Here is a 24570-nt window from a genome sequence, read left to right on the forward strand (position 1 = left end):
CCTATGGAGCGGCCCATGCGTGCACGTCAGCTTGAAGTCTTCACCGCGGTGATGCGGGCGGGCACGGTGACCGAGGCGGCGCGGATGCTAAACATCTCGCAGCCCGCGCTCAGCCAAGTGCTGCGCCACACCGAGGATGAGTTGGGCTTCGCGCTCTTCGACCGCGAGAAGGGGCGGCTGAAGCCCACGCCCGAAGCGCTCGAACTCTACCCCGAGGCCGAGCGGCTGTTCGGCGAATTGGAAGGGCTGCGCCGGATGACCGCGGATCTGCGGCAGGGTCGGGCCGGGCTGGTGCGGATCGGATGCTCGACCCCGCCGGCCATGTCGCTGCTGCCGAGGGTCATGGCGGCCTTCCGGACCCGGCACCCCGATATCGCGCTGCGCTGCAACGTGGCGCCGGTGCAATCGCTGCGCACTATGCTGCGCGAGGGCGACACGGCGCTTGCGCTAGCGCTCACCGACCGGATGCCCGAGGACATCGAGGTGGAGGTTCTGGGCCGCACAGGCTTCTGTTGTCTGCTGCCAAAAGGCCATTCGCTCGCCGCGCGGGAGGCCATCGCGCTCGGGGATCTCGGCGAGGAATTCGTTATCTCCTACCGCTCCGCAACGCGCCCCTTCGACGAGCTGGACAAGGCCGCGCGCCGCCTGGGCCATCGCTTCGAGCCGCGGCTGGAAATCGACACTTCCATTTCGGCGGTCGGATTCGTGCAGGCCGGGCTGGGGATTGCCGTGGTCGATTCCCTGCTGCCCTGGGAGCAGTTCGACGGCATCGAGATCCGCCCGCTGGATGGCGCCCCCGCGCTTCCGCTGTCACTGCTGACCCTGCGCGGCAAGTCCCTGTCGCGCGCCGAGGATCTCATGCGCGAACAGATCCGTGCGCTTCTGCCCGAGGGTCTCTCCAGCCCATAGGCTCGACTTATGGCATTTGGCCGTATCCGACTTGGACCGCCGCACCGTCCTCTGCTCGACTGGGGCAAACGGAACGAAAGGCGATGACCCATGGACGGCCAACTCCCCGCGGAAGACTGGAAAATCGGTGTCGATATCGGCGGCACCTTCATGGATTTCTGCGCGCTCGAAGCCCGCTCGGGGCGCATCGCCTCGCTCAAGGTGCTGACCACGCCCGATGATCCGGGCGCTGAGCTGCGCACCGGGCTCGATCTGCTGGCCGAGCGCGAGGGGCTGGACGTCGCGGCGGTCAGCCGCTTCGTGCATGGCACCACGGTGGGCATCAATACGATCATCCAGCGCAAGGGCGCGAAGCTCGCGATGTTCACCAATGCCGGATTCGAGGATGTGATCGAGCTGGCCCGACTGCGGATGCCTGACATGTACTCGCTGTTCTGCCAGCGCCCCGATCCGCTGGTGTCGCGCGACATGATCTTCGGCCTGCCGGTGCGGATGCGTGCCGACGGCCGCCGCACCGATGCCCCCGAGGACGCCGTGGCCGAGGCGGTCGCGAAGGCCAAGGCGGCGGGTGCCGAAGGGATCATCGTCGCGCTGCTGCATTCCTGGCGCGACAGCGCGCAGGAGGCCGATATTCGGCAGCAGATCGAAGCATTCGCGCCGGAACTTTTCGTCTTCACCTCCTCGGAGGTCTGGCCGGTGATCCGCGAATACGAACGCACCTCGACCGCGATCCTCAACGGTTACGTCCACCCGCGTGTTTCGGGCTACCTCGAGGCGCTGGAGGCGCGGCTGCAGGCGCAGGGCGTGCCCGCCCGCGCCATGCTGACCAAGTCGAACGGCGGCGTGATGAGCGCCGGCGAGGGGCGCCGCGACTGCGTGTCGATGCTGCTGTCGGGCACCGCCTCGGGGGTGATCGGCGCGGCTTGGCTGGCGCGGCAGGCAGGCGAGAGCCGCATCCTGACGCTCGACATCGGCGGCACCTCGGCCGACTTCGCGCTGATCATCGACGGCGAGGTGCAGTTCGGCTCGGATGAGCTGGTCGGGGAGTTTCCGCTGCATATCCCCTCGGTCTCGGTCAGCTCGATCGGCATCGGCGGCGGCTCGATCGCTTCGGTGGACGAGCACGGCGTGCTGCGCGTCGGACCGGAAAGCGCGGGCTCGGTGCCCGGTCCGGCCTGCTACGGGCGCGGGGGCTCCCGCGCCACGGTAACCGACGCCATGGCGGTCTGCGGTTGGCTGGGGCATTCGGAAATGGCCTACGGCCAGCTCGACATGAAGGTCGACCTGGCGCGCGAGGTCGTCGGCGCTCTGGCCGCGCAGCTGGGGCGCGGCGTCGAGGAGACCGCGCAGGCGATCCTCGACATTGCGATCTCGGAGATGTTCGTCGAGGTCGAGAAGCTCTCGTCCCGCGCCGGGGTCGACCTGCGTGCCTTCGCGCTGATGCCCTTCGGCGGTGGCGGCCCCATGCTAGGTGCCTTCCTCGCCAAGGAGCTGGGGATGCCCCGCGTCATGGCGCCGCGCCGTCCGGGCGTCGTCTCGGCGCTCGGCGGGCTGGTGGCCGACCTCAAGGGCGATTTCATCCGCACCGTCTTTGCCGATCTCGACGAGTCCCGCCTGCCGCTGCTGCGCGACCATTTCCAGGCGCTCGCCGCAGAGGGGCGTGACTGGCTCGCTGCGCAGGGCCATGACGGCGCCATAGATCTGAAGCTCTCGGCTGACATGCGCTACGCCGGGCAGAGCTACGAGATCGAGGTGGTGCTGGAGCCCGACTGGCTGTCGGACCTGCCGAAGATGACCCGCGCCTTCCACGCCACCCACCTCCGTATTTACGACTTCGACGATCCCGAGGGTCAGATCGAGATGGTCAACCTGCGCCTCTCGGCGATCGGCGCCGGGCCCAAGCCCGACCTCGCCGAGCTGGCGCATGTCGAGGCGGGCGAGACCCGCGACGTACAAGTGCATATCGGCGGTTGGCGCCCGGTACCGCTGCACAGCCGCGCGGCGCTGGCCGCCGGCACGGTCTTCGACGGCCCGGCCATCGTCGCGCAGGAAGACACCACCTTCGCCATCCCCGTGGGCGCCCGCGCCCGGGTCGACGGCAATCTCAACATCCACCTGCAGTTCGAGGACTGATCCATGTTCGACAAGATGACCCTCCAGGTGCTCGCCAACCATGCCCGCGCCGCGGCCGAGAACATGGCCCACACGCTGCACCGCACCGCGCATTCCGCCTTCGTCAAGGAGACGCAGGATTTCACGGTTATGCTGATGGACCAGAGCGGTGACACGTTTGCCGTGCCGATGGAGTTGGGCGCGACGTGGTATCCGGGGCTGACCTACGGCCGCGCCATCGACATGGTTGACGAGGAATACCGCCCCGGCGACGTCGCCTTCACCAACGATCCCTATTCGGGCCACGTAGCCACCCACGCCCCAGACACCCACCTGTGGAAGCCGGTCTTTTCCGAAGGCGAGATCGTCGCCTGGACCGGCGGGCACATCCATAACACCGACATGGGCGGCGCGGTACCCGCCTCGCTCTCGCGTTCGCTGACCGAGATCCACCAGGAGGGCCTTCGCTTTCCACCGATGAAGCTCGTCCGCGAAGGGGTCTTTGACGAGCAGATCATGAAGATCATGTCGACCAACGTGCGCAAGCCCGCGCTCAACATCGGTGACATCAAGGCCCTTGTGGGCGCGCTCGGAACCGGGGAGCGCAAGGTGCACGCGATGATCGAGCGTTTCGGCCATCGCGGCTTCCTGTCCGGCGTCGCGGCGCTGATGGAGCAGGCCGAGGCACAGGCCCGCGCGATCCTCTCGGAGATCCCCGACGGTGAATATGTCTTTGCCGACTATGCCGACGAGGACAGCGACGAGGCCAATCCCTGCCGCCTCAAGCTGACACTGACCATCCGCGGCGACGAGGCGATCCTCGATTTCACCGGCTCCGATCCGCAGCTGGCCTCTTCGCTCAATGTGCCCTCGGGGGGCGATCCCCGGCACACCATGCTGCTCGTGGGCGTCTACTACGTGCTCTATACGCTCAACCCGCGCATCCTGCTGAACACCGGGCTGACGCGCCCCTTCACCTGCATCACCCCCGAGGGCACGGTGCTGAATCCGGTCTCTCCGGCGGCGGTAGGCATGCGCTCGCTCACCTGTGCGCGCTTGCGCTCGGTGATCTTTGGCGCCTTCGTGCAGGCGATCCCTGAGAGGATGCCCGCCGCGCCCGCCGGCAACAACTGCATCGTCAATGTGATGACCCGCGACGAGCGTAGCCAAAAGACGGTGATCGCCGCGGTGAACCCGGTGGTGGGCGGTGGCGGCGGCATGCCGCATCGCGACGGCACAAACGGCTCGGGCGCCGATGCGGCCTATCTCAAGAACACGCCGATCGAGATCACCGAGACCGAGGTGCCGGTGGAATTCGTCAAATACGGGCTGGCGCAGGATACCGGTGGCGCCGGGCGCTGGCGCGGGGGGCTGGCCACCGAGATGGCCTTCCGAGTCTTTACCCCCGACAGCCGCATCACCGCGCGCAACCGAGACCGTTCGTTCTTCCGCCCCTGGGGCACAGGCGGCGGCAAGGCGGCGGGGCTCGCCGATATGGTGGTTAATCCCGGCACGCCCGAAGAGTGGCGCATGGGCTCGAAGGACACGGCGATCCTGCAGCCCGGAGATGTGCTCGAGGTCCGCTCGGCGGGTGGCGGCGGGCGTGGCAACCCGCTCGAGCGCGAGCCCTGGCGGGTCGCCCGCGACGTGGCGCGGGGCTATGTCTCGGCCGAGGCGGCCGCGCGCGACTACGGCGTGATCCTGAAGGATGCCGAGGTTGACGAGGCGGCCACCGCCAAGGCGCGCGCCGCGATGCCGACTCCCCCCGAGGCCTTCTTCCACTACGGTCCCGAACGCGAGGGCTACGAGGCGCGCTGGACCGCCGAGGCCTACGATCGCCTGACCGAGATCCTCGCTGCGCTGCCGATCCACTGGCGTTTCTTCACCAAGACCGAGATCTTCCGCCGGATCGAGGGCAGCGGCGCGGATGCCGTTGAGGCGGCCTTCGCGGCAACCTGCGCGCGCTTCCCCGAGCTGCCGCGCCCGACAACCTACGCCGAGGCGGCGGAATGAACGGCGGGCGGCTCGTCCGGCTGGCCGAGACCGCCCGCGCGCCGGTCGGCTTCAGCTTCGATGGCGAGGCGCTGACCGGGCTCGAAGGTGACACGGTGCTGACCGCGATCCTGCTGTCGCGACGCGCTCTCCGCGATGCCGAGTTCGGCCCCGAGGGGCGCGCGGGCTTCTGCTTGATGAGCGCCTGCCAGGACTGCTGGGTCTGGCAGGAAACGGGGCCACGGCTACGCGCCTGCTCGACCCCCTTGCGCGAGGGAATGCAGCTGCGCAGTGCCCCCGGTGCGGCGCAGTGGCCGGGTGTGGCCGGGGCACGCACCGAAAACCGGGCTGAAGTTCATCCCGGAGACTCCGCATGACCCGTGTGCTGATCGTCGGCGCCGGTCCGGCAGGCATCCGCGCGGCCGAGACCCTCGTTGCTGCGGGGCTGCACCCCATCGTGGTGGACGAGGCCGCCCGCGCTGGCGGGCAGATCTACCGCCGACCGCCCGAGGGCTTTACCCGCCCGCCGGAAAACCTCTACGGGTCCGAGGCCGCCAAGGCGCGTGCGGTTCACGCCACCTTCGATGCGCTGGTGGCCGGCAGCAAACTCACGCACCTGCCGCAGCGCTCGGTCATGGCGCTCCGCGCCGGGGTGGCGTATGTGCTGGGCGAGCTTCGGCAGGAAATTCCCTACGACCGGCTGATCCTCGCGACAGGCGCCACCGACCGGCTTGCCCCGGTACCGGGCTGGCAGATGGGCGGAGTCTATTCGCTTGGCGCTGCGCAGATCGCGCTGAAGGCGCAGGGTGTGGCGCTGGGGCGGAAGATCGTGCTGGCCGGTTCCGGGCCACTGTTGACGCTGCTCGCGACGCAGCTCGTCGCGGTGGGCGCGGACGTGGCTGCAGTACTCGACACCGCGCCGATGACGGCGCAGTTTCAGGGCGGCTTGCGCATGGCGCTTGCGCGTCCTGTGGTAACCCTGCGCGGCCTGCGGCTGCGCGCTGCACTGGGGCGGCGCTATCATGCGGGCGTCGCGCTGGAGCGGATCGAAAGCGATGAGACCGGCCCGACGGCGGTGATCTGGCGCGACGCCCGGGGCAGGGTGCAACATACCGGCTGCGACATGGTCGGCCTCGGCTGGCACCTGCGTTCGGACGGGACGCTCGCCGACCTTGCCGGGGCCCGCTTCGACTGGAGCGCCGCGTTTTCGCAATGGCTGCCTCGGGCCGATCCGCTGGGCCGTGCGGGCGACGGGCTCTATCTCGCCGGGGACGGGCTGCGCATTCTCGGCGCCGACGGTGCCGAGCTTGCGGGTCGCGCCGCCGCCATCGCCTGCCTTCAGGACCTTGGCCTGCCGCACCCCAATCCTGCCCCGATCCTGCGCTGTCTCGCGCGGATGCAGCGCTTTGCCCATGGCATGGCGCGGGCTTTCCCCTGGCCCTCCGACATGATCCGCGGTCTGCCAGACACAACCAATGTCTGCCGGTGCGAGGGCATCTCGGCTGGCGAGTTGCGCGCCACGCTGCCGCTCTCGGGGCCCGAGGCGAACCGGGCGAAGTCGCTGGCGCGGGTCGGCATGGGACGCTGCCAGGGGCGCTATTGCCAGCTGGCGGGCGCCGAGATCATCGCTGCGGCTTCGGGGCAGGCACCGGAGGATGTGGGCCGACTGCGCGCGCAAGCTCCGGCCCGGCCCGTGCCGATCGGCGCGTGGTTGGCGGCGGAGGAGCAGCGCGAGGCAGAATAATCTGCCAGCGTCGCGCATCCCGCAGAGAATTCTGCCGCAGCCCGGCTTTCGGCAGTTTTCGCCGGGCGCGGGCGCGCAGATTGCGGGCAAGGAAAGACAGGAGGCGCCATGCCCGGCTTCGACATCCCGCTGCCCTGCGGACATTTCATCGCGGGTCGCTACGTGCCCGGCGACGCTGCTATCGAGGTGATCTCTCCCTCGACGGGCCAGCGCATCGGGGCGATCCCGCGCGCCGACGCCGCGCTGGTGAACGAGGCGGTCGAGGCCGCGCGCGCGGCCCGCGCCGTGTCGAACTGGGGCGGCATCGCACCGCGCGAACGGCTGAAGGCGCTGCACGCCTGGGCCGACCTGATCGAAGCTGAGGCCGACAAGCTGGCCTATCTCGAGGCGGTCTGCTCCTCGCGCCCGCTGGCTCATGCAAGGGTCGGCGACGTCCTGGTCACCGCTGAGCAGATCCGCTTCTTTGCCGAGTTTGCCGACAAGGAAGGCGGCACCTTGGTTCCGACCTCGGACAGCGCCTTTGGCTTCATCTCGGACGAGCCCTACGGCGTTGTCGGCGCGATCACGCCATGGAACTTCCCGATCTCCATGGCGGGCTGGAAGCTCGGCCCTGCGCTGTCGGCCGGCAACGCCGTGGTGCTGAAACCCTCCGAGATGACGCCCTACAGCACGCTCTACCTTGCGGAGCTGTCGGTGCGGGCCGGCATCCCGGCGGGACTGATCAACATCGTTCTGGGCGACGGGCCGGTGACCGGCACCGCGATCACCGGCCATCCGGGCATCGACAAGGTGTCCTTCACCGGATCGACCCGCGCGGGCGCGGCGATCATGGAGAACATCGCCCGCTCCGGCATCAAGCCGATGACGCTGGAGCTGGGCGGCAAGAGCCCGATGGTGGTCTTTGCCGATGCCGACCTCGATCTCGCGGCGGACTGTCTCGAGCGCGGCATCCTGCCCAACGCCGGGCAGTTCTGCGTTGCGGGCTCACGCATCCTCGTCGAGCAGAGCATCGCCGAGCCGCTGGCCGAGCGGCTGAAGGAGCGCTTCGCCCGCCATGTCCCCGCCGACACTCTGGCCCCGGACGCCGGCTTCTCGCCGATCATTTCGGAGGGGCAGATGGCCCGGATCGACGGTATCGTACAGGCGGCTGCGGGGCAGGGAGGTGAGATCCTCTGCGGCGGCGCGCCCTTCGAGCGCGAGGGCAGTTACTACCAGCCGACGTTGATCAGCGGGGTGACCCAGGACAACCCGGCGGTGACCGAGGAGATTTTCGGCCCCGTGGCCACCCTTCAGACGTTCGAGGGCGAGGAAGAGGCCATGGCGCTGGCCGCCCACCCGACCTACGGGCTGGCCGCCGGCTTGTTCACCCGCGATGTCAGCCGGGCGCTGCGCCTGTCGCGGCGGCTCGAGGCCGGGACCGTCTGGATCAACCGCTATGGCCGCTCGCGCGACCACATCCTGCCGACGGGCGGCTGGAAGGCCTCGGGCCTTGGCAAGGACCTCGGGCGCGAGGCCTACCTTGCAAACCGGCGCAGCAAGTCCGTACTGATCGATCTATGAATTGGGGAGTTTTCCATGAAGACCTATAACCTTGCCCTGATCCCCGGTGACGGGATCGGCGTTGACGTGACCGATGCCGCGATGGAGGTGCTTGGCGCCGCTGCGACGGGGCGCTTTGCCTTCGAGACCACCTCCTTCCCGTGGTCGTGTGAGTATTACCTCGAGCACGGCACGATGATGCCCGAAGGCGGGATCGAGACGCTGCGCGGGTTTGATGCGATCTACCTCGGCGCCGTGGGCTGGCCGGCGACGGTGCCGGACTCGGTCTCGCTGCACGGGCTGCTGCTGCCGATCCGCAAGGCCTTCAACCAATATGCCAACATCCGCCCGCACCGGCTGCTGGCGGGGGTCGAGGGGCCGCTGAAGGCCGAGGGCTTCGACATCCTGTGCATCCGCGAGAACACCGAGGGCGAATACTCGGGCGCCGGCGGCCGCGTGCATGAGGGCAAGGACAACGAGGTGGCGGTCGAGACTTCGGTCTTCACCCGGGCCGGCGTCGAGCGCATCCTGCGCTTCGGCTTCGAGCAGGCGCGGGCGCGGCGGGGGCACCTGACCTCGGTGACCAAATCCAACGCGCAGAAATATTCGATGGTGTTCTGGGACGAGGTGACGCGCGAACTGTCCGCCGAATACTCCGATGTCACCGTCAGCCACATGCACATCGACGCCATGGCCGCCAAGATGGTCATGGCGCCGCAGGATCTGGACGTGGTGGTCGCCTCGAACCTCTTCGGCGACATCCTCACCGACCTCGGAGCGGCGATCCAGGGCGGGCTGGGCTTTGCCGCCTCGGCCAATATCAACCCGGACCGCTCGGCGCCCTCGATGTTCGAGCCGGTGCACGGCTCGGCGCCCGATATCGCCGGCAAGAACATCGCCAACCCGATCGCCGCGATCTGGTCGGTGGCGCAGATGCTCGAGCACCTCGGCGAGGCCGAGGCCTCCGCCGCCGTGCTCGCCGCCATCGAGGCCGCCACCGCCAGGGGCATCGGCATCCGCCCGGGGCTCAACACCACCCAAGAGATCACCGCGGCCGTCATCGCCGCTCTGGAGGCCTGAGCCATGACCCTGCACACCGCCTTCGCCGCCGACATCCGCGACAGCCTTTCCGATCCCGACCTCTTCCGCGAGGCGGCGCTGATTGACGGCCAGTGGATCGCCCGCGCTGACATGGAGGTCAGCAACCCCGCCACCGGCGGCACGCTTGGCCAGATGCCCGATTGCACCGCCGCAGAGACCGGCCGCGCCATCGCCGCCGCCGAAGCGGCGATGCTGGCCTGGAAGAAGAAGACCCACGCCGAGCGCGCCGATCTGCTGATGGTCTGGTACAACCTGATGCTCGAGCACGCCGACGATCTGGCGCTGATCCTCACCGCCGAGCAGGGCAAGCCGCTGGCGGAGGCCAAGGGCGAGATCCTCTATGGCGCCTCCTTCGTGCGCTGGTTCGCCGAAGAGGCGCGGCGGATCAACGGCCACATCATCCCCAGCCCGGTGCCGGGCAAGAAGATCTTCGCGATGAAGGAGCCGGTGGGCGTCTGCGCGATCATCACGCCGTGGAACTTCCCCAATGCGATGATCACCCGCAAGGTCGCGCCGGGTCTGGCGGCGGGCTGCACCATGGTGATCAAACCCTCGGACTTCACCCCCTATTCGGCGCTGGCGCTCTGCGTGCTGGCCGAGCGCGCGGGCATCCCGGCGGGCGTGCTCAACGTGCTGACCGGCCGCCCCGAGGAGATCGGCGCGACGCTCACCGCCTCGCCGGTGGTGCGCAAACTGTCGTTCACTGGCTCGACGCGGGTCGGGGCGCTGCTCGCCGAGCAATGCGCACCCACACTGAAGAAGATGTCGCTGGAGCTTGGCGGCAACGCGCCCTTCATCGTCTTTGACGACGCCGATCTCGACGCGGCGGTCGAGGGCGCCATGGCCAGCAAGTTCCGCAACGGCGGGCAGACCTGCGTCTGCGCCAACCGCATCCTCGTGCAGTCCGGCATCCACGACCGTTTCGTCGCGGCGCTGGCGGCGAAAGTCGACGCGCTGAAGGTCGCGCCGGGCACCGAGGAGGGGGCGCACATCGGCCCGATGATCAGCGCCGCCGCGATCACCAAGATCACTGCCCATGTCGAGGATGCGCTGTCAAAAGGCGCCACCCGCGCCACGGCCGCGCGTGACCTGCCGAGCCAGTTCGCCGATCCGGTGGTGCTGACCGGCGCGACGCAGGAGATGCGTCTGGCCGGCGAGGAAACCTTCGGCCCGGTCGCCCCGATCTTCAAATTCGAGACCGAGGCAGAGGCTCTGCAGATCGCCAACGGCACGCCCTTCGGGTTGGCGGCGTACTTCTACACCCGTGACATGGCCCGTGCCTTCCGCTTCGGCGAGGCGCTGGAGGCGGGGCTCGTGGGGCTCAACACCGGCGCGGTGAGCCACGCCGAGGCGCCCTTCGGCGGGGTGAAGGCCTCCGGCCTCGGCCGCGAGGGCGCGCAGGAGGGCATCGAGGAGTACCTCGAGACCAAGGCCTTCCACTTCGGCGGGCTTTGAGCGCGTCCCGGTGACACCTCGCAGGCGGGGCCATGGCAATGCCATAGCCCCGCTTTCTGTTCAGGCTGCCCGAGGTTACGGCCCGAGCGAATGGGCCCGTCGCGGCTCAAACTATGGTGGGAGTGAAATCCTCGCGTTTAGAGCGGGCAGGGCGGCGCGTTGGTAGATCATTCCCTGATTGAGTACTCACGAGAGGCTCTAGTGTAGGTCGCCCCACGAGGTCGGAAGTGCAAAGCATGTCTCTCGCGCGCTCGATCGGGAATCCTGGAGAGCCTACTGGGCAGCTGGCGACCAACTTCTCGGGTATTTTCGGCCCGGTGAAGGTCAGCTCACTCATCCGACGGAGGGTCTTCTCTGTGCCCAAGGATGCGCCTCTTCATAATGCTTGGCGAGGGTGACCAGATCCCAGTCCTGACCGAATGGGGCGATCATCTGGAAGCCGATCGGCATGCCGTCCGCTGCCGGATCGCAGGGGATCGCGATGGCGGGCAGGCCGCAGCCATTGACGAAGCCGGTGAAGGCGCGGTGATAGCCGGGGCCGAACTCATCGGCTTTCCAAGGCATCGCCCCCGCCGCAGGGGTCATGACGTAGTCATAGGTCTCGAAGGCGGTGGCCATTTGCTCATAGAGCGTGCGGAACCCTGCCAGTGCTTCGACGTAGTCCACCGCGCTCAGCGACTGGCCGGTCTTGATCATCGGCGGATAGGGCGCGCCCACCTTGCCCTCCCAGTCGATGTCCCGCAGCAGCCACGCAAGACCGGCGCCGCCGATCATCGGCCAGTATTTTTCGAAGATCGACACGTCGATGGGCGCCTCGCCCACGGTCACATCATAGCCGAGCGCCCGCAGGTTGTCGCAGGCGGCGGCGCAGCTTTCCGCAATGGGTGCCTCGACCGTCTGGCCGAGAAACTGCGGCACATAGAGGATGCGCGCACCGGGTTTCGGCGTGCCGATCTCGCCCTTCTCAAAGCCGAAGGACGCGCGATCAAGCGGGTGCGGTCCCTCGATTGCCGAGAGGGTCATGGCAAGATCGTCGACGGTGCGTGCAATGGGGCCGATGATCTCGAAATCATGCAGGATCTGCGGCAGGCCGTTGATCCGCGCGACCCGGCCCGTGGTCGGCTTCAGCCCTACAAGGTTGTTATAAGAGGCCGGACGCCGGATCGAGCCGCCGCCATCGGTACCAAGCGTCACCGGCCCCGCACCCGCAGCCACAGCCGCTGCGCCGCCGCCGGTAGAGGCGCCGGGCGTCAGTTCGGGGTTCCAGGGGTTGCGGGTGGTGCCGAAGGCAAGGGTGCTGACGTTGCCGCGGCCCATGGTGAATTCGGAGACGTTGGTCTTGCCCAGCAGCACCGCGCCCTGCGCACGCAGGCGGGCAACCGGGGTTTCGTCCTTCTCGGGGACCTGCCCCTCGAACAGCGTGCTGCCCCAAGCGCAGGGCATGCCCATTACGGTGATGTTGTCCTTGACCGACACTGGCACGCCATCGAAGGCCCCAAGCGGCGTGCCATTGGCAAAGCGCGCGTCGGCTTCGGCGGCGCTGGCCTTGGCGCCTTCAACGTCGAGATGGGCAAAGAGATTGAGGACCGGGTTCACCGCCTCGATGCGGCTCAGCACAGAGGCAAGCGCCTCGCTTGGCGTGAGCGTGCCATTACGGAAGGCGCTGGCAAGCTCGGATGCGGTGAGTGTCCAGGGGTCGGCAGTCATGATCGTTCCATTGCTAGGAGGAAGGGCGGCGCGCATGTTGCGTCACGCCCTGCGGGAGGAGGGGCTTTCAGGGTCTTTTTCGGTGCGGCGCAACCACAAGGGCGCAAGCAGCATCAGGCCGAGAAGGCGCAACACATGATGGACGCTGACGAAACTGGGGTCCAGATTGAGCGTATAGGCCATGACCGTCATTGCCTCGATTCCGCCTGGTGCATAGGCAAGCCAGACCTCGACGAAGGGCAGGCCAAGCATCAGGTGGGTGACGGCGGCGAATCCGGCGGCGACCAGCACGGCAATCAGCACGGCGCCAAGGGCAGGGAGGATGGCGCGGGACAGCATCGAGAGGTCGACCATCGACACCCGCGCACCGATCAGGACCCCCACGAGCACCAGCGCCAAGATCTGCAGCACCGGCGGCAGCGCACCGCTGGCCAGCCCCGCGCCATGCATCAGCGTAGAGACCACCATCGGCCCGATCAGTGCGCCGCCCGGCACCTTGAGCTTGGTGCAGATCTGCCCGGCGGCAAAGCCGAGCACAAAAAGCAGCCCGAGGTCCAGCGGCGCGGCCACGGTGCGGGCAGACTGGTCGCCGGTGACCGGGGTGATGACCATCAGCAGCGGCACACAGGCGACCAGCACGATCTGCCGCACGATCTGCGCCACCGCCACATCCGGGAAGCGCCCGTTGCGCTGCTCGGAGGCCATCAGCAGTACCGCCGTCAGCGCTCCGGGCACCGAGCTCAGCCGCGCGGTCGTCGAGTCCCACCCGTGCATTTTTCGCAGGTAAAGGCTTGAGGCCCCCATGGTGGCGATGACCGAAACCGCAAGCAAAGCAAGGCTGAGCGGCCATGCGCTTGCGTTGGCCAGCACCGCCGGAGAAATGCCGCTGCCCATTGAGATGCCGAGCGCCACAAAGATGAAGCTGCGCAGCAGCGGCGGGATCTTCGCGCCGTGGCCGGTAAGGCTGAGCGCGACAGAGACCGCCATCGCGCCGCACATCCAGCCCGCCGGGAAATTCGCCAGTTCCAGCGCAAGCCCCGCCAGCGCGGCCAGCGCCGCTTTGGGCGCGAGCGCGGCGTAGGGGCGCATCTGCGCCGCGAGAGTGTCTTTTCGCATCGGTCCGGACGTCACGACATGCAGCCGGGGCGCTTGCCGCCAAGCGGGTCCGTCGCCTCGAGGGCGGCACCCAGCGTCAGCAGCATATCTTCCGACCCGAGGTCGCCGACAAGCTGGATGCCCACGGGCATGCCGGATGCAGAGAGCCCCGCAGCGATGGCCAGACCCGGCGCGCCGCAGGCGTTGACCCACCCGGTGTAGGCGGCATGGCCGCGCGGGCCCGCCTCGATGCCGTCGATGAGCTTGGGGAAAACCTCGTCACGGGGCCACGGGTTGGCGGCAGAAGCAGGCGTGACGATCACGTCCCACTGTTTGAATGCCACGCCCACGTCAGCGCGCAGCTGTGCGATCGCGCCGAGCAGGCCAAGGTAATCGCTTGCCACGATGCCCGCTCCGGCCTCGGCCTGCTGCACGAAGGGGGCAGAGACCTTTGCGGCAAACTCCGGCTCGCGCGCGGCAATCATGGCAAGGCCGACATTGCCGATCATGCCCCAGCGCGACAGCACGGGGCCGGTGTCGAAGGGCAGGTCATCTGCAACGCTCACCGAATGGCCGAGGGTCTCCATCTGCTGCACCAGCTTGTCGCAGGCGGCAAGGATGTCGGGTTCGACCGGCGCGCCGGGCAGGCGCGGCACATAGAGGATGCGCAGGCCGCGCTGTTCGGCACCGAGAGCGTCCGGTATCATGGGGAACCCGCGCGAGGCCGGGTCACGCGGATCGGCACCGGCCAGCACCGACATCGCAAGGTGCAGGTCGTCGGCGCTGCGCGCGAGCGGGCCGACCACCTCGGCGTCGAGCAGGATGGCGGGGAAGCCTTCGCCGCGCGCGATCCGCCCTATGGAGGGTTTGATCCCGGCGATTCCGGCAAAGCCCGCAGGCCGCCGGATCGAGCCGCCGCCGTCGGTTCCCAGCGCCAGCGGCGCAAGGCCCGCTGAGACCGCCGTCACTGCGCCGCCGCTCGACCCGCCCGGGGTCAGCGCGGGGTTCCATGGGTTGCCGGTGCTGCCATAGACGCTGTTCGCGGTGTAGCCGCGCAGGGTGAACTCGGGCACGTTGGTCTTGCCCAACAGCACCGCCCCGGCGGCGCGCAGCCGCGCCACGGGCAACTCGTCATGCGGGGCAACGTGATCGCGGTACAGCTCCGAGCCCCAGACTGCAGGCATGCCCTTGGCAAAGAGGTTGTCCTTCAGCGCCACTGGGATGCCGTCGAGCGCCGACAGCGGTGCGCCTTGGGTAAAGCGGACGTCGGATGCGGCAGCCGCCGCGCGCGCCTCGTCGGTTGCGACAAAGGTAAAGGCGTTGAGCTCGGGGTCGATGCGGGCGATGCGCTCGAGATGATGCTCAAGCAGGGCGGTCGCGGTGAAGGTGCCGTCGCGCAGGCCCTTGGCCATATCGCGCAGGCTCAGAAGGTGAAGGTCGGTCATGTGGGTGCCTCTTTCAGTCGTAGTGCGGCATCAGCGGCGGTTGCCCGCTTCGAAGCGGGCCCGGAGCCCTTCGCCCAGCAGGGCGATGCCCGCGACGAGGATGAAGATCGCGGCGCCCGGGAAGTTCACGAGCCATGGTTCGAAGAAGACGAAGTCCTTGGATTCCGCGATCATCAGTCCCCAAGACGTCGCTGGCGGACGGATGCCGAGGCCAAGGAAGGACAGCGCCGCCTCAAGCATGATGGCATGGGCCATCTCCAGCGTGGCGACGATGACAAGCGGGGCGGGCAGGTTGGGCAGGATCTCGGATATGAGGATCCGTCCGTCAGAGAACCCAGCCGCCTGCGCTGCCTGCACGAACTCCGCCTGCCGCAGCCGCATGGTTAGGGCTCGCGTCACCACAAGGAACTGATCCCACAGGAAAAAGGCGAGGATCAGCATCATCAGCCCCAGCGAGTTGCCCAGCAGCCCCACCAGCGCCACGGCGGCGAGCATGATCGGCAGACTGAGCCGGACGTTGAGCAAGAACATCACCGCCGCATCCACCCGGCCGCCAAAGAACCCGGCGGCGAGGCCGAGCGAGATGCCGATGGTCGCCGAGATGGCGATGGTGCCAAAGCCCACGACCAGCGACATGCGCGCACCATAGAGCAGGCGGCTGAGCACGTCGCGCCCAAGGTGGTCGGTGCCCAGCGGGTGCTCCCATGTGCCGCCCATGAAAGCGGGGCGGATCATCCGATCGGCCAGCGATTGCGTATAGGGTGAATGCGGTGCCAGCACCGGTGCAAAGATGGCGACGGCCAGCACAAGCAGCAGGATGGCGGCGCCGATCCACAGCCCAAGGTTGCCAGCGAGGGGGCGCAGGCGCAGCCGGAACAGGCCCGCTGGGGCGGTCTGCGCAGGTACAGTGTTGGGCATCAAGGTCACTCCAGCCGAATTCGCGGATCGATGGCGCGGTTGAGAAGATCGGCCAGAAGGGTCAGCAGGACATAGGCCGCCGACACGGTGAGCACTGCCGATTGCACCACCGGGTAGTCGTTTTGATTGATGGCTTCCCATGTCAGGTAGCCGATGCCGTTGATGGCAAAGATGGTCTCGATCACCACCGATCCGCCCAGCAAAAAGCCGAACTGCACCGAAGCCACGGCGACCACAGGCACCAGCGTGTTGCGCAGTGCGTGGCCAAGATAGACCTGCCACCGCCGCAGCCCCTTGGCGCGGGCGGTGCGGATATAGTCAGAACCCATGACCTCGATCATCCCCGCTCGGGTGATACGGATCAGCGCGGGCATGGCGTAAAAGCCAAGCGCAAGCGCAGGCATCAGCAGGTGCTGAAGGTCGGTGCCGCCGGTGATCGGCAGCCAGCGCAGGGTCAGCCCGAACAGCAGGATCAGCAGGAAGGCGAGCCAGAAGATCGGCGTGGCACCCCCGATCAGCGCCACCAGCAGCACCGCGCGGTCGAGCGTGCCGCCCGGTCGGAGCCCGGCGGCCATGCCCATGGGGATCGCCAGCGCCAGTGCAAAGCCGATGGCCATGGCACCAAGCGCCAGCGTCACCGGCATCCGCTCGAGGATAAGGCGGGTGACGTCCTGCCCGTAGTAGAACGACCGGCCCATATCGCCGCGCAGCAGGTCTCCGAGCCAGCTTAGATATTGGATCGCGATAGGCCGGTCCCAACCATATTGGGCGCGCAGGAACTCGACGTAATCCGCGCCCGAGCCCTCACCCGCCAGCGAGATCGCCAAGTCGCCCGACAGTTTCAGCATGGTGAAGCTGAGCGCCGAAATGGTCAGCAGGACCAGCACGGCCAGCAGGCAGCGGCGGATGAGGAAGCGTTTCATGGTGCGATCACTTCCAGGTGGCGCGCCAGAACTCGACGTTCTCGTCGTCGGGGACGGGCACATCGACATCCGAGGACATCACGTAGTTGATCGGCACGGTGAAGAGCGGCGCCCAATAGGCCTTGTCGGCGATCTGTTTGAGCGCGGTCGAGAAGAGCTCGGCCCGGCGGTCCTGATCGGCGATGCGCCCGGCTTCCTGAATGGCTTCGGTCACCACGGGGTCGCGGGACTGATCGTCGGGACTTTCGCCAAAGAAGAAGGTGGTGATCGCACCGGCATCGGCCACGCCAGCCGAGCCGAAGTCGTCAATGACCAACGGCGTCTGGTGGTCGCGGCGCGACTGGATCACCGCCGAATACTGCTGCCACACGAGGTTGCCGCGGATGCCGATCTCGGACAGGTAGCCAAGGATCGCCTCTGCCACGGGGCGAGAGCGATAGCCGTAGATGTCGATGTCGAAGCCGTCGGCGTACCCTGCCTCGGCCATCAACGCGCGGGCCGCCTCGGGGTCGTAGTCATATTCGGTCACATCCTGCTCGCAACCGTATTGCGCCGGGTTGCAGGCCGAGGGGATGGTTTCCGACGAGCCGCCGATCAGCGACTTGGCAATCGCCTCACGGTCGATGGCATGGGCGATCGCTTTGCGCACACGCACATCGGTCAGCGGGCCCTCGGCATCGGTGAGGCCAGCGGCATCCATGGTCAGGAACGCGACGCGGAAGGTCGGCGCGTTGATCACCTCGAGATTGGGCATCTGCGCCAGCTTCTGCGCCTGATCATCGGGGATGTACCATGCCCAGTCGATGCCGCCCGAGATCAGCTCGGCGACTTGGGTGTTCACGTCGGGAATGGCGCGGTAAATCAGCGTGCCGATCTCTGGCACGTTCTTGGGGCCGTCTTTCATGTAGCCGTCGAAGGCTTTGAAGACGATGTCGTTGCCGTCCTTGCCCTCGATCATATAGGGGCCCGAGCCGACGGGATGTTCGGCGAACTCCTGCAGGCCGACCTTCTCGCGATAGGCTTTCGGCAGGATGGGCAGCTGCACGATGTATTGCATCGCGAGCGGGGTCACTTCCTTGGCGATGACACGAACGGTGTAGTCGTCGACCACCTGCACGTCGTCGATCCAGCCGGGCGTGGTGCGGTTGAAGACGTTGTTTTCCGGGTTGGCGGCGTAGAGGAACGTATAGGCCACATCCTCGGCAGTGAGCGGATCGCCGTTGTGGAAGGTCACATCGTCGCGCAGCTTGAACTCATAGGTCAGGTCGTCGATCTGCGACCATTCCTTGGCGATCAGCGGCTCGAGCTCGAAAGTCTCGGTGTTGCGGTAGACCAGCGTGTCATAGGCAAGCAGCCCCAGCAAAAAGCCCTCGCGCCCCGGCGCATGGTAGCGGTCGAGGCTCGGCAGTTGCGCGCGGAAGGCGGCGACAAGCGTGTCGTTGGATTGATCCGCCAGCGCGGGGCCTGCGGGCAGGGCAGTCAGCGCGGTGCTGGCCGCAAGGGCGGCCATGGCAAGCCGCCGGGTGAGTTTCATGGAAAGGGAAGGCATGGGAGGTATCCGGTTCTATCTGTTGGGGTTTGTGGTTTCTTCTTGGTTATTCAGGGGCCCGCCGCGATGCGGTCGAGCGCGGCGCGGGCGCGGTCCGGGTCGATGGGCAGCACCGCCGCGAGCAAGCCGCGCGTGTAGGCGTCGGAGGGGTTTTGCAGGACGGTCTCTGCCGGGCCGGTCTCGACCAGCTGACCGCAGTTCATCACCGCCACCCTGTCGGCGAGATGCGCCACGACGCCGATGTTGTGGGTGACCATCAGCACCGTGAGGTTCAGGCTCTGCTTCAACTCATCCAGCAGGTTGAGGATCTGCGCCTGCACCGACACGTCCAGTGCCGAGGTCGGCTCGTCACAGACAAGGATGCGCGGCTCTGCGATGAGGGCGCGGGCGATGGCCACGCGCTGACGCTGCCCGCCCGACAGCGCCGAGGCACGGCGGTCTGCCCAGGATGGCGCAAGGCCCACTTGTTCGAGCATCGCAGCCGCCTTCGGTGCCCAGGTCTCGCGCGCGACACCGCGTGCGATCAACGGCGCGGCGACGATGCGGCCAAGGCTCTGGCGTGGATTCAGCGAAGAATAGGGGTCCTGAAAGACCGGCTGCATCAGCTCGGCACGCTTCATCCGCGACCAGTGGCGCAGGTCGGCGCCAAAGCAATGCACGCGGCCCTCGTCCGGCTGTTGCAATCCAAGAAGGATGCGCGCCAGCGTGGATTTTCCCGACCCGCTCTCGCCGACGAGCGCCAGCGTCTCGCCCGCGTGCAGTCGCAGGGACACATCGCGCAGCGCGTGGGTGACATGGCCGCCGCGACCGGGAAACCTGCGCGAGACGTTCACCGCTTCAAGGGCGATCTGCTCAGACATGGGCGCGCTCCGGGATGTCCATGGTGGGGCGCAGGCAGCGGCAGATCTCGCTCGAGCCTTCGGGGTGCGCGGGGATCTCGGTCGTTGCGCAATGCGGCAGTTCCTCGGCGCAGCGCCCGGCGAAGGCGCAGCCCCGCATAGAGCCGATCAGGGTCGGCACGCGGCCCGGAATGCTGCCAAGCGCGCTGCGCGCCCGCTTGCGCGGGTCCGGCACGCAGGACAACAGCGCGCGGGTGTAGGGGTGGCTCGGGCTGAGGAGAACCTCGCGCACGGTGCCGGTTTCCACCACCTCACCCGCATACATGACGTTCACCCGGTCGGCGATGGCGGCCACCACGCCGAGATCGTGGGTGATCAGGATCAGCCCCACGCCATAGCGTGTTTGCAGACGCCGCAGAACCGCCAGAACCTGCGCCTGCACCGTCACGTCGAGCGCGGTTGTCGGCTCGTCGGCAATGATGAGCTGCGGCTCGGCGATCAGCGCCATGGCGATCATCACCCGCTGGCGCAGACCTCCGGACAGCTCGTGCGGGTATTGGCTCAGCCGGGCAGCGGCATCGCGAATACCAACCTCTCCTAGCAGGGCAATGGCCCGCTCGCGCGCGGCGGCGGCAGAGCGCGAGACGTGGCGCAGGTAGGTCTCGGTCAGTTGCCGCCCGATGGTCAGCGTCGGGTTGAGGCCGGTCATCGGGTCCTGAAAGATCATCCCGATGCGCGCGCCGCGCAGGTCCTCCAGCGCGCGGGGCGACAGCGCGTCGATGTCCTTGCCCTCGAACCGCAGATAGTCGGCGCGGCGCTTTGCGGTGGCGGGCAGCAGGCCCAGCACCGCCATGGCGGTCATGGATTTGCCGCAGCCGCTCTCGCCGACGATGCACAGGGTCTCGCCGGGCTCGACGCTCAGGTCGACGCCGCGCACTGCGTGCAGCACGCCAGCGGGCGTATCGATGTCAACGCGCAGATCTTTGATGTCCAGTAACGCCATGTGGTCGGGTCCGGGATGCTGAAATGAGTGGCCTCGAAGACGAGGCAGGCCCCGGCAGGCCGCGCGGGGATGCCCTGTTATTGCACCTCCGGATCATCATAAATAATACTAATGATCTATGTCGTCATAAGGGGATGCTTATGAATATGAACCTGCGCCAGCTCGAGACCTTCCGGCTGTTCAGCCGCACCCAAAGCGTGACGGAAACCGCGCGGCTGATGCGGGTCTCGCAGCCGGCGGTCAGTCAAACATTGAAGGAGCTTGAAGGTCAGCTTGGCTTTTCGCTCTTCGTGCGCTCGCGCGGGCGCACCCGGCTGACGCAGGAAGCGCGCGATTTGCTGCCTTCGGTGGAGCGGATCTTTGTCGACATGACGGTGCTGCGCGGCAAGGCCGAAGAGCTGCGCGACCTGCGCGGCGGGTCACTGTCGATCGCCACGGTGACCACCTTCACCGCCGCCGGTCTGCCAAAGGCCATCTCGGCCTTCCGGCAGGAGCGCGAGCGGGTGCGCATGCGGCTCGAAGTGTTTTCGGCCAACGAAGTGGTGCGACAGGTGCGGCAGGAATACGCGGACATCGGCTTTGCCTTTCAGCCCTTCGACGAGGTGGGCGTGGCCTCCCATCCGCTGCTAGAGATGTCGATGATTTGCCTGATGCCCAAGGATCACCGGCTGGCGGGGCGTGCCAGCGTGTCGGCCGCCGATCTGGAGGGAGAGGTGATCGTGGCGCATGGCAATCAGTCGCCGCCCGGCGTCATGTTGCGCGAAAGCCTGCGCGACGAGGTCAACACGCTCGATATCATGCAGACCAACCAGTCGACGGCGGCGCTGCATTTGGTTCAGGCGGGGCTGGGGGTGGCGCTAACCCATCCGATGGTGCTGCCCTTCGATCCGGAAAGGCGGCTGCATGCGGCGATCTTCGAGCCGAAGGTGAAGTTGACGCTGGCGATGCTCTATTCCCGCGCAAGACCGGTGCCCCGGTTGGTGCAGCGCTTTGAGCGGCACCTGCGGCAATGCCTCGTGGATTACGCGGATGAGGTGACGGCACGCGGGCTCGATTGCCGGTTCGTCGCCTGAAACGTAACGCGCCGCGACCGTTTGGGGCCGCGGCGCACAGGTGTGTTAGCCGTGGGCGGGCGCGGCCTTTGGAGCGCGCAGGACGTAGCCTGCAAGGATCAGCAGGCAGAGCGCTCCAGTGAGGTCGGTCGTCCAGCCCGGAAAGACCAGCGCAAGCCCGCCGGCCACGGCCAGAGCGCGCACCAGCGCAGGCAGCGGGCGGCGCAGCCAGCCTACGACCGAAGCCGAGATCGCGCCGATCCCCAGCAGCGCCGTCGCCAGCGACAGCGCCACCTGCAGCGGCGTGCCATCGCCCAGAAGCGGCGGTCCGTAAACGAACATGAACGGGATGATGAAGCTCGAGATGCCCAGACGGAACGCCATTGTCGATGTCGTCCAAGGACTCGTGCCAGCCACCGCCGCCGCCGCATAGGCGGCGATGGCCACGGGAGGCGTGATCGTCGAGATCCCCGCGCAGTAGAGGATGAACAGATGCGCCGCGATCAGCGGGATGCCCGCTTTGACCAACGCTGGTGCTAGCAGCGCGGCCAAGATCACATAGGCCCCCGAGGTCGGCATGCCCATACCCAGCACAATGGCCATGACCATGGTCAGCGCCAGCAGCAGAAGGGTGCTGTCCCCGGCCAGCGTCAGCACGATGGTGCTCATCCGCAGGCCAAGGCCGGTCTGGCTGATGACGCCGACGAGAATGCCACCCAAAGCGCAGGCCACGGCGACCGATCCGATCATCCGCGGCGCCTCGATCATCGCCTCGAGGCAAACGTCGAGGAACCGGCGCCGGTTCGCGCCATCCAGTATCAGCACCATGCCCGCCAGCGAGGCAATCGCCCAGACCGCCGCGCGGGCGGGGGTAAAGCCCTCGACCAGCACCCAGATCATCACCCCGATCGAGATGAAGAGATACCCGCGCTGCGCGAGAATGCGCATCAACGGCGGCACGTCTTCGGCACCCGGGCGCAGCTGCAGTCGGCGTGCCTCGAGATCGACGACCACATAGACCGCGAAGAAATAAAGCAGCGCGGGTATGATCGACACGAGGATGATCGACACATAGGGCACGCCGATGAATTCGGCCATGATGAATGCAGCGGCCCCGAGGATCGGCGGGGTGATCTGCCCGCCCGAGGAGGCGACAGCCTCGACCGCGGCGGCAAACTCACCCTTGTAGCCCGCCTTGCGCATGGCCGGGATGGTGAAGGCACCGGTGGTGGCGGCGTTGGCGGCAGGGCTGCCCGAAAGCATGCCCATGAAGGCGCTGGACACCACGGCAACCTTGGCGGGCCCGCCCATGGCGCGGCCGGTCAGCGCCCGGGCGAAATCGGTAAAGAACGCCCCCGCGCCAGAGGCGTTGAGGAAGCAGCCGAACAGCACGAAGAGGAAGATATATCCGGCGGAGACGCCGATGGGCGTGCCCCAGATGCCTTCCTGCGTCAGATAGGCGCTTTCAAGCACGCGCTCGGGGGTAAAGCCCTTGTGCCAGAACGGGTAGGGCAGATGGTTGCCCCAAAAGGCATAGGCGATGAACGCCACCACCACGACCACCGGTGCCGCGCCCAGCACCCGCCGCGAGGCTTCGAGCAGGGCGAGCACAAGGCCCCATCCCGCGAGCTGCTGCAGGGTGGTGGGCGGCGAGAAATAGGGGATGCGCGCCTGCACCGCTTCGGCGTCGAGCATCAGATAGCCGCAGCCAAAGATCGTCAGCGCGAGGGCGATGGCGTTGCAGATCTGCCCGGCCCGGAGACTGCCGAACAGCGGCTTCGACGGGGAGCCGAGGAACAGCACCATCAGCGCAAGGCCGAGGTGCGCCGGGCGGAAAATTTCCGAGATCGGTTGCCCGCGTGCGCCCGCCCAGAGGTGGAACACCGACATGGTGATCGCCACCAGCATGGCGATCTTGGCAACGAAGCCCGCGTCGCGGAAGCGCGACAGCACGCTTTGCCCAGAATTGGGCGTAGAACTGGCAGAGGCTCCATGCGGAGCCTCGCCTGCCGCCCCTAGGGGCAGCGTTTCGACGGATGCGTCGGTCATCAGTTGATCAGGCCCGCTTCGGTGAAATAGCGCAGCGCGCCCGGGTGCGGCTCGGCACCGGAAAAGCTGCCCATGGTCTCGGGGGTGATCGACGCCAGCGAGTTATGCGAGGCCTGAAGGTCAGCGATATGCTCGACGAGGGTCTTGGCGATGAAATAGGCGTCTTCCTCAGGCATATCGGCGTTGACCACAATCATGGTCGAGGTCGATACCGAGGCCACGTCTTCGTCCTGACCTTCGTATGTGCCCGCCGGGATCACCGACGCCACATAGCCTGCGTTTGCTTCATTGAGCTTGGTGGCAAGCGCTTCGTCGACCGGCACCAGTTTCACGTCGTTGCTCGAGAAGAGGTCGATGAACGAGCCGGTGGGCGCTGCGGTCAGCACGAAAAGCCCGTCCGCCGAGCGGTCCTTGACCGCGTCGATGTCAAAGTTGACGTTGCCGCGCGACAGGGTGAGGTCGTCGTCGGACAGGCCAAGCGCGCCGCGGGTCAGGGCGAAGAGGTCCTCGGTGGAGGAGCCGACGGTCGAGGTGGCGATCGACTTACCGGCGATGTCCGCATAGCTGTCGATGCCGCTGTCTTCCGACACGATCAGCTGCATGGCCGAGGGGCTCAGCATGGCGATGGCGCGGATATTGTCCATGGGCGCGGGGAAGGGATCGACGCCTTTGGCGGCGGCGGGCGGCACCGAAGCGAAGGTGATCGCCACATCGGCCTCGCCTTGGCCGATGACCATAACGTTGGACAACCCGTTGCCCAGTTCCGCGTTCGCGGTAACGCCTTCGCTGGCGAAGATCTGGGTCATCGCCGCCGAGATCGTATACCACGAGCCGCCCTGCGAGCCGCCCTTGATGGTCAGCGTTTCGGGAGCCGTCTGGGCACTAGCGCCCGAGGCGATCGCGGCGGTGAGGCACAGGCTGGACAGGAGGCGGGAGGGGGTCATAATCATGTAGGTTTCCTTGTTGGAGGTCATCGCGACTTGGTTTGGGAGGGGCGCGATTTCCTTAACTGGAAACGAGATGGGTGACATAAAGTCAAATAGGCAATTTTCATTTATACATAAGATAATGCTTATGTCATATCATAACAATATGTTAATACTCAATTATTTTGACAGGCTCTTGGCCTTCGCCCGGT

General features: G+C 67.2%; 19 protein-coding genes. 9 read left to right on the top strand and 10 right to left on the bottom strand.

All coding sequences use genetic code 11. The features are described 5' to 3' along the window. Positions 1-15 precede the first annotated feature (15 nt). From AYJ57_RS24830 to AYJ57_RS24865, 8 genes are all read left to right on the top strand, one after another. The gene (locus AYJ57_RS24830) at positions 16-909 is read left to right on the top strand and encodes a LysR family transcriptional regulator (RefSeq protein WP_066112474.1); all 894 of its coding nucleotides are present in this window, start codon (positions 16-18) and stop codon (positions 907-909) included. Between the two features lie 90 nt (positions 910-999). Next, on the top strand, positions 1000-3042 hold the full coding sequence (locus tag AYJ57_RS24835) for a hydantoinase/oxoprolinase family protein (protein ID WP_066112233.1): 2043 nt from the start codon (positions 1000-1002) through the stop codon (positions 3040-3042). A gap of 3 nt (positions 3043-3045) precedes the next feature. Next, on the top strand, positions 3046-5034 hold the full coding sequence (locus AYJ57_RS24840) for a hydantoinase B/oxoprolinase family protein (RefSeq protein ID WP_066112236.1): 1989 nt from the start codon (positions 3046-3048) through the stop codon (positions 5032-5034). Next, positions 5031-5390: a (2Fe-2S)-binding protein gene (locus AYJ57_RS24845; protein ID WP_066112238.1), complete on the top strand. Its 360-nt coding sequence runs from the start codon at positions 5031-5033 to the stop codon at positions 5388-5390. Before AYJ57_RS24840 ends, AYJ57_RS24845 begins: the two co-directional genes overlap by 4 nt. After that, the gene (locus tag AYJ57_RS24850; protein ID WP_066112241.1) at positions 5387-6757 is read left to right on the top strand and encodes an NAD(P)/FAD-dependent oxidoreductase; all 1371 of its coding nucleotides are present in this window, start codon (positions 5387-5389) and stop codon (positions 6755-6757) included. The genes AYJ57_RS24845 and AYJ57_RS24850 overlap by 4 nt, the downstream gene beginning before the upstream one ends. Before the next feature lie 108 nt (positions 6758-6865). Next, on the top strand, positions 6866-8317 hold the full coding sequence (locus AYJ57_RS24855; RefSeq protein WP_066112244.1) for an aldehyde dehydrogenase family protein: 1452 nt from the start codon (positions 6866-6868) through the stop codon (positions 8315-8317). Positions 8318-8332: 15 nt separating this feature from the next. Then, positions 8333-9376: a tartrate dehydrogenase gene (locus AYJ57_RS24860; RefSeq protein WP_066112247.1), complete on the top strand. Its 1044-nt coding sequence runs from the start codon at positions 8333-8335 to the stop codon at positions 9374-9376. Positions 9377-9379: 3 nt separating this feature from the next. Further along, a complete protein-coding gene (locus AYJ57_RS24865) occupies positions 9380-10852 on the top strand; it encodes an NAD-dependent succinate-semialdehyde dehydrogenase (RefSeq protein WP_066112250.1) in 1473 nt (490 codons plus the stop codon). Between the two features lie 333 nt (positions 10853-11185). On the opposite strand, the gene AYJ57_RS24870 is transcribed toward AYJ57_RS24865, so the two are convergent. Genes AYJ57_RS24870 through AYJ57_RS24905 form a run of 8 tightly spaced genes read right to left on the bottom strand, consistent with a single transcriptional unit; the run spans position 11186 to position 20331 of the window. Then, on the bottom strand, positions 11186-12559 hold the full coding sequence (locus AYJ57_RS24870) for an amidase (RefSeq protein WP_066112253.1): 1374 nt from the start codon (positions 12557-12559) through the stop codon (positions 11186-11188). 42 nt (positions 12560-12601) lie between these two features. Next, positions 12602-13675: an AbrB family transcriptional regulator gene (locus AYJ57_RS24875; RefSeq protein ID WP_083191541.1), complete on the bottom strand. Its 1074-nt coding sequence runs from the start codon at positions 13673-13675 to the stop codon at positions 12602-12604. 11 nt (positions 13676-13686) lie between these two features. Beyond that, positions 13687-15099, bottom strand: coding sequence for an amidase (locus AYJ57_RS24880; protein ID WP_066112258.1), 1413 nt, complete (start codon positions 15097-15099; stop codon positions 13687-13689). 30 nt (positions 15100-15129) lie between these two features. Next, complete coding sequence (locus AYJ57_RS24885; RefSeq protein ID WP_066112262.1) at positions 15130-16017, bottom strand: ABC transporter permease; 888 nt, start codon at positions 16015-16017, stop codon at positions 15130-15132. Between the two features lie 5 nt (positions 16018-16022). Further along, a complete protein-coding gene (locus tag AYJ57_RS24890) occupies positions 16023-16940 on the bottom strand; it encodes an ABC transporter permease (protein ID WP_066112265.1) in 918 nt (305 codons plus the stop codon). A gap of 7 nt (positions 16941-16947) precedes the next feature. After that, positions 16948-18489 carry an ABC transporter substrate-binding protein gene (locus tag AYJ57_RS24895; RefSeq protein ID WP_083191542.1) on the bottom strand — a complete coding sequence of 514 codons (1542 nt, stop codon included), beginning with the start codon at positions 18487-18489 and terminating at the stop codon, positions 16948-16950. A gap of 50 nt (positions 18490-18539) precedes the next feature. Beyond that, on the bottom strand, positions 18540-19349 hold the full coding sequence (locus tag AYJ57_RS24900) for an ABC transporter ATP-binding protein (RefSeq protein WP_066112267.1): 810 nt from the start codon (positions 19347-19349) through the stop codon (positions 18540-18542). Then, positions 19342-20331, bottom strand: a complete 990-nt coding sequence (locus tag AYJ57_RS24905) for an ABC transporter ATP-binding protein (RefSeq protein ID WP_066112270.1) — start codon at positions 20329-20331, stop codon at positions 19342-19344. The genes AYJ57_RS24900 and AYJ57_RS24905 overlap by 8 nt, the downstream gene beginning before the upstream one ends. A gap of 140 nt (positions 20332-20471) precedes the next feature. Between AYJ57_RS24905 and AYJ57_RS24910 the strand changes: the two genes are divergently transcribed. Then, the gene (locus AYJ57_RS24910; RefSeq protein WP_066112273.1) at positions 20472-21404 is read left to right on the top strand and encodes a LysR family transcriptional regulator; all 933 of its coding nucleotides are present in this window, start codon (positions 20472-20474) and stop codon (positions 21402-21404) included. Positions 21405-21449: 45 nt separating this feature from the next. Here the strand turns inward: AYJ57_RS24910 and AYJ57_RS24915 are convergent, their stop codons facing one another. Both AYJ57_RS24915 and AYJ57_RS24920 read right to left on the bottom strand, forming a co-directional pair. Then, positions 21450-23432, bottom strand: coding sequence for a TRAP transporter permease (locus AYJ57_RS24915; protein ID WP_083191544.1), 1983 nt, complete (start codon positions 23430-23432; stop codon positions 21450-21452). Then, positions 23432-24382, bottom strand: a complete 951-nt coding sequence (locus AYJ57_RS24920) for a TAXI family TRAP transporter solute-binding subunit (protein ID WP_193789576.1) — start codon at positions 24380-24382, stop codon at positions 23432-23434. The genes AYJ57_RS24915 and AYJ57_RS24920 overlap by 1 nt, the downstream gene beginning before the upstream one ends. Positions 24383-24570 lie beyond the last annotated feature (188 nt).

Source organism: Salipiger sp. CCB-MM3 (assembly GCF_001687105.1).
In the GTDB taxonomy this organism is placed as follows: domain Bacteria; phylum Pseudomonadota; class Alphaproteobacteria; order Rhodobacterales; family Rhodobacteraceae; genus Salipiger.

Excerpts from the sequence above, each read along its gene's own strand:
- AYJ57_RS24860 (WP_066112247.1), top strand. The coding sequence starts at position 8,333 with ATGAAGACCTATAACCTTGCCCTGATCCCCGGTGACGGGATCGGCGTT.
- AYJ57_RS24885 (WP_066112262.1), bottom strand. The coding sequence starts at position 16,017 with ATGCCCAACACTGTACCTGCGCAGACCGCCCCAGCGGGCCTGTTCCGG.
- AYJ57_RS24835 (WP_066112233.1), top strand. The coding sequence starts at position 1,000 with ATGGACGGCCAACTCCCCGCGGAAGACTGGAAAATCGGTGTCGATATC.
- AYJ57_RS24830 (WP_066112474.1), top strand. The coding sequence starts at position 16 with ATGCGTGCACGTCAGCTTGAAGTCTTCACCGCGGTGATGCGGGCGGGC.
- AYJ57_RS24850 (WP_066112241.1), top strand. The coding sequence starts at position 5,387 with ATGACCCGTGTGCTGATCGTCGGCGCCGGTCCGGCAGGCATCCGCGCG.
- AYJ57_RS24875 (WP_083191541.1), bottom strand. The coding sequence starts at position 13,675 with ATGCGAAAAGACACTCTCGCGGCGCAGATGCGCCCCTACGCCGCGCTC.
- AYJ57_RS24865 (WP_066112250.1), top strand. The coding sequence starts at position 9,380 with ATGACCCTGCACACCGCCTTCGCCGCCGACATCCGCGACAGCCTTTCC.
- AYJ57_RS24845 (WP_066112238.1), top strand. The coding sequence starts at position 5,031 with ATGAACGGCGGGCGGCTCGTCCGGCTGGCCGAGACCGCCCGCGCGCCG.
- AYJ57_RS24890 (WP_066112265.1), bottom strand. The coding sequence starts at position 16,940 with ATGAAACGCTTCCTCATCCGCCGCTGCCTGCTGGCCGTGCTGGTCCTG.
- AYJ57_RS24900 (WP_066112267.1), bottom strand. The coding sequence starts at position 19,349 with ATGTCTGAGCAGATCGCCCTTGAAGCGGTGAACGTCTCGCGCAGGTTT.
- AYJ57_RS24910 (WP_066112273.1), top strand. The coding sequence starts at position 20,472 with ATGAATATGAACCTGCGCCAGCTCGAGACCTTCCGGCTGTTCAGCCGC.
- AYJ57_RS24870 (WP_066112253.1), bottom strand. The coding sequence starts at position 12,559 with ATGACTGCCGACCCCTGGACACTCACCGCATCCGAGCTTGCCAGCGCC.
- AYJ57_RS24840 (WP_066112236.1), top strand. The coding sequence starts at position 3,046 with ATGTTCGACAAGATGACCCTCCAGGTGCTCGCCAACCATGCCCGCGCC.
- AYJ57_RS24855 (WP_066112244.1), top strand. The coding sequence starts at position 6,866 with ATGCCCGGCTTCGACATCCCGCTGCCCTGCGGACATTTCATCGCGGGT.
- AYJ57_RS24895 (WP_083191542.1), bottom strand. The coding sequence starts at position 18,489 with ATGCCTTCCCTTTCCATGAAACTCACCCGGCGGCTTGCCATGGCCGCC.
- AYJ57_RS24880 (WP_066112258.1), bottom strand. The coding sequence starts at position 15,099 with ATGACCGACCTTCACCTTCTGAGCCTGCGCGATATGGCCAAGGGCCTG.
- AYJ57_RS24905 (WP_066112270.1), bottom strand. The coding sequence starts at position 20,331 with ATGGCGTTACTGGACATCAAAGATCTGCGCGTTGACATCGATACGCCC.
- AYJ57_RS24920 (WP_193789576.1), bottom strand. The coding sequence starts at position 24,382 with ATGATTATGACCCCCTCCCGCCTCCTGTCCAGCCTGTGCCTCACCGCC.
- AYJ57_RS24915 (WP_083191544.1), bottom strand. The coding sequence starts at position 23,432 with ATGACCGACGCATCCGTCGAAACGCTGCCCCTAGGGGCGGCAGGCGAG.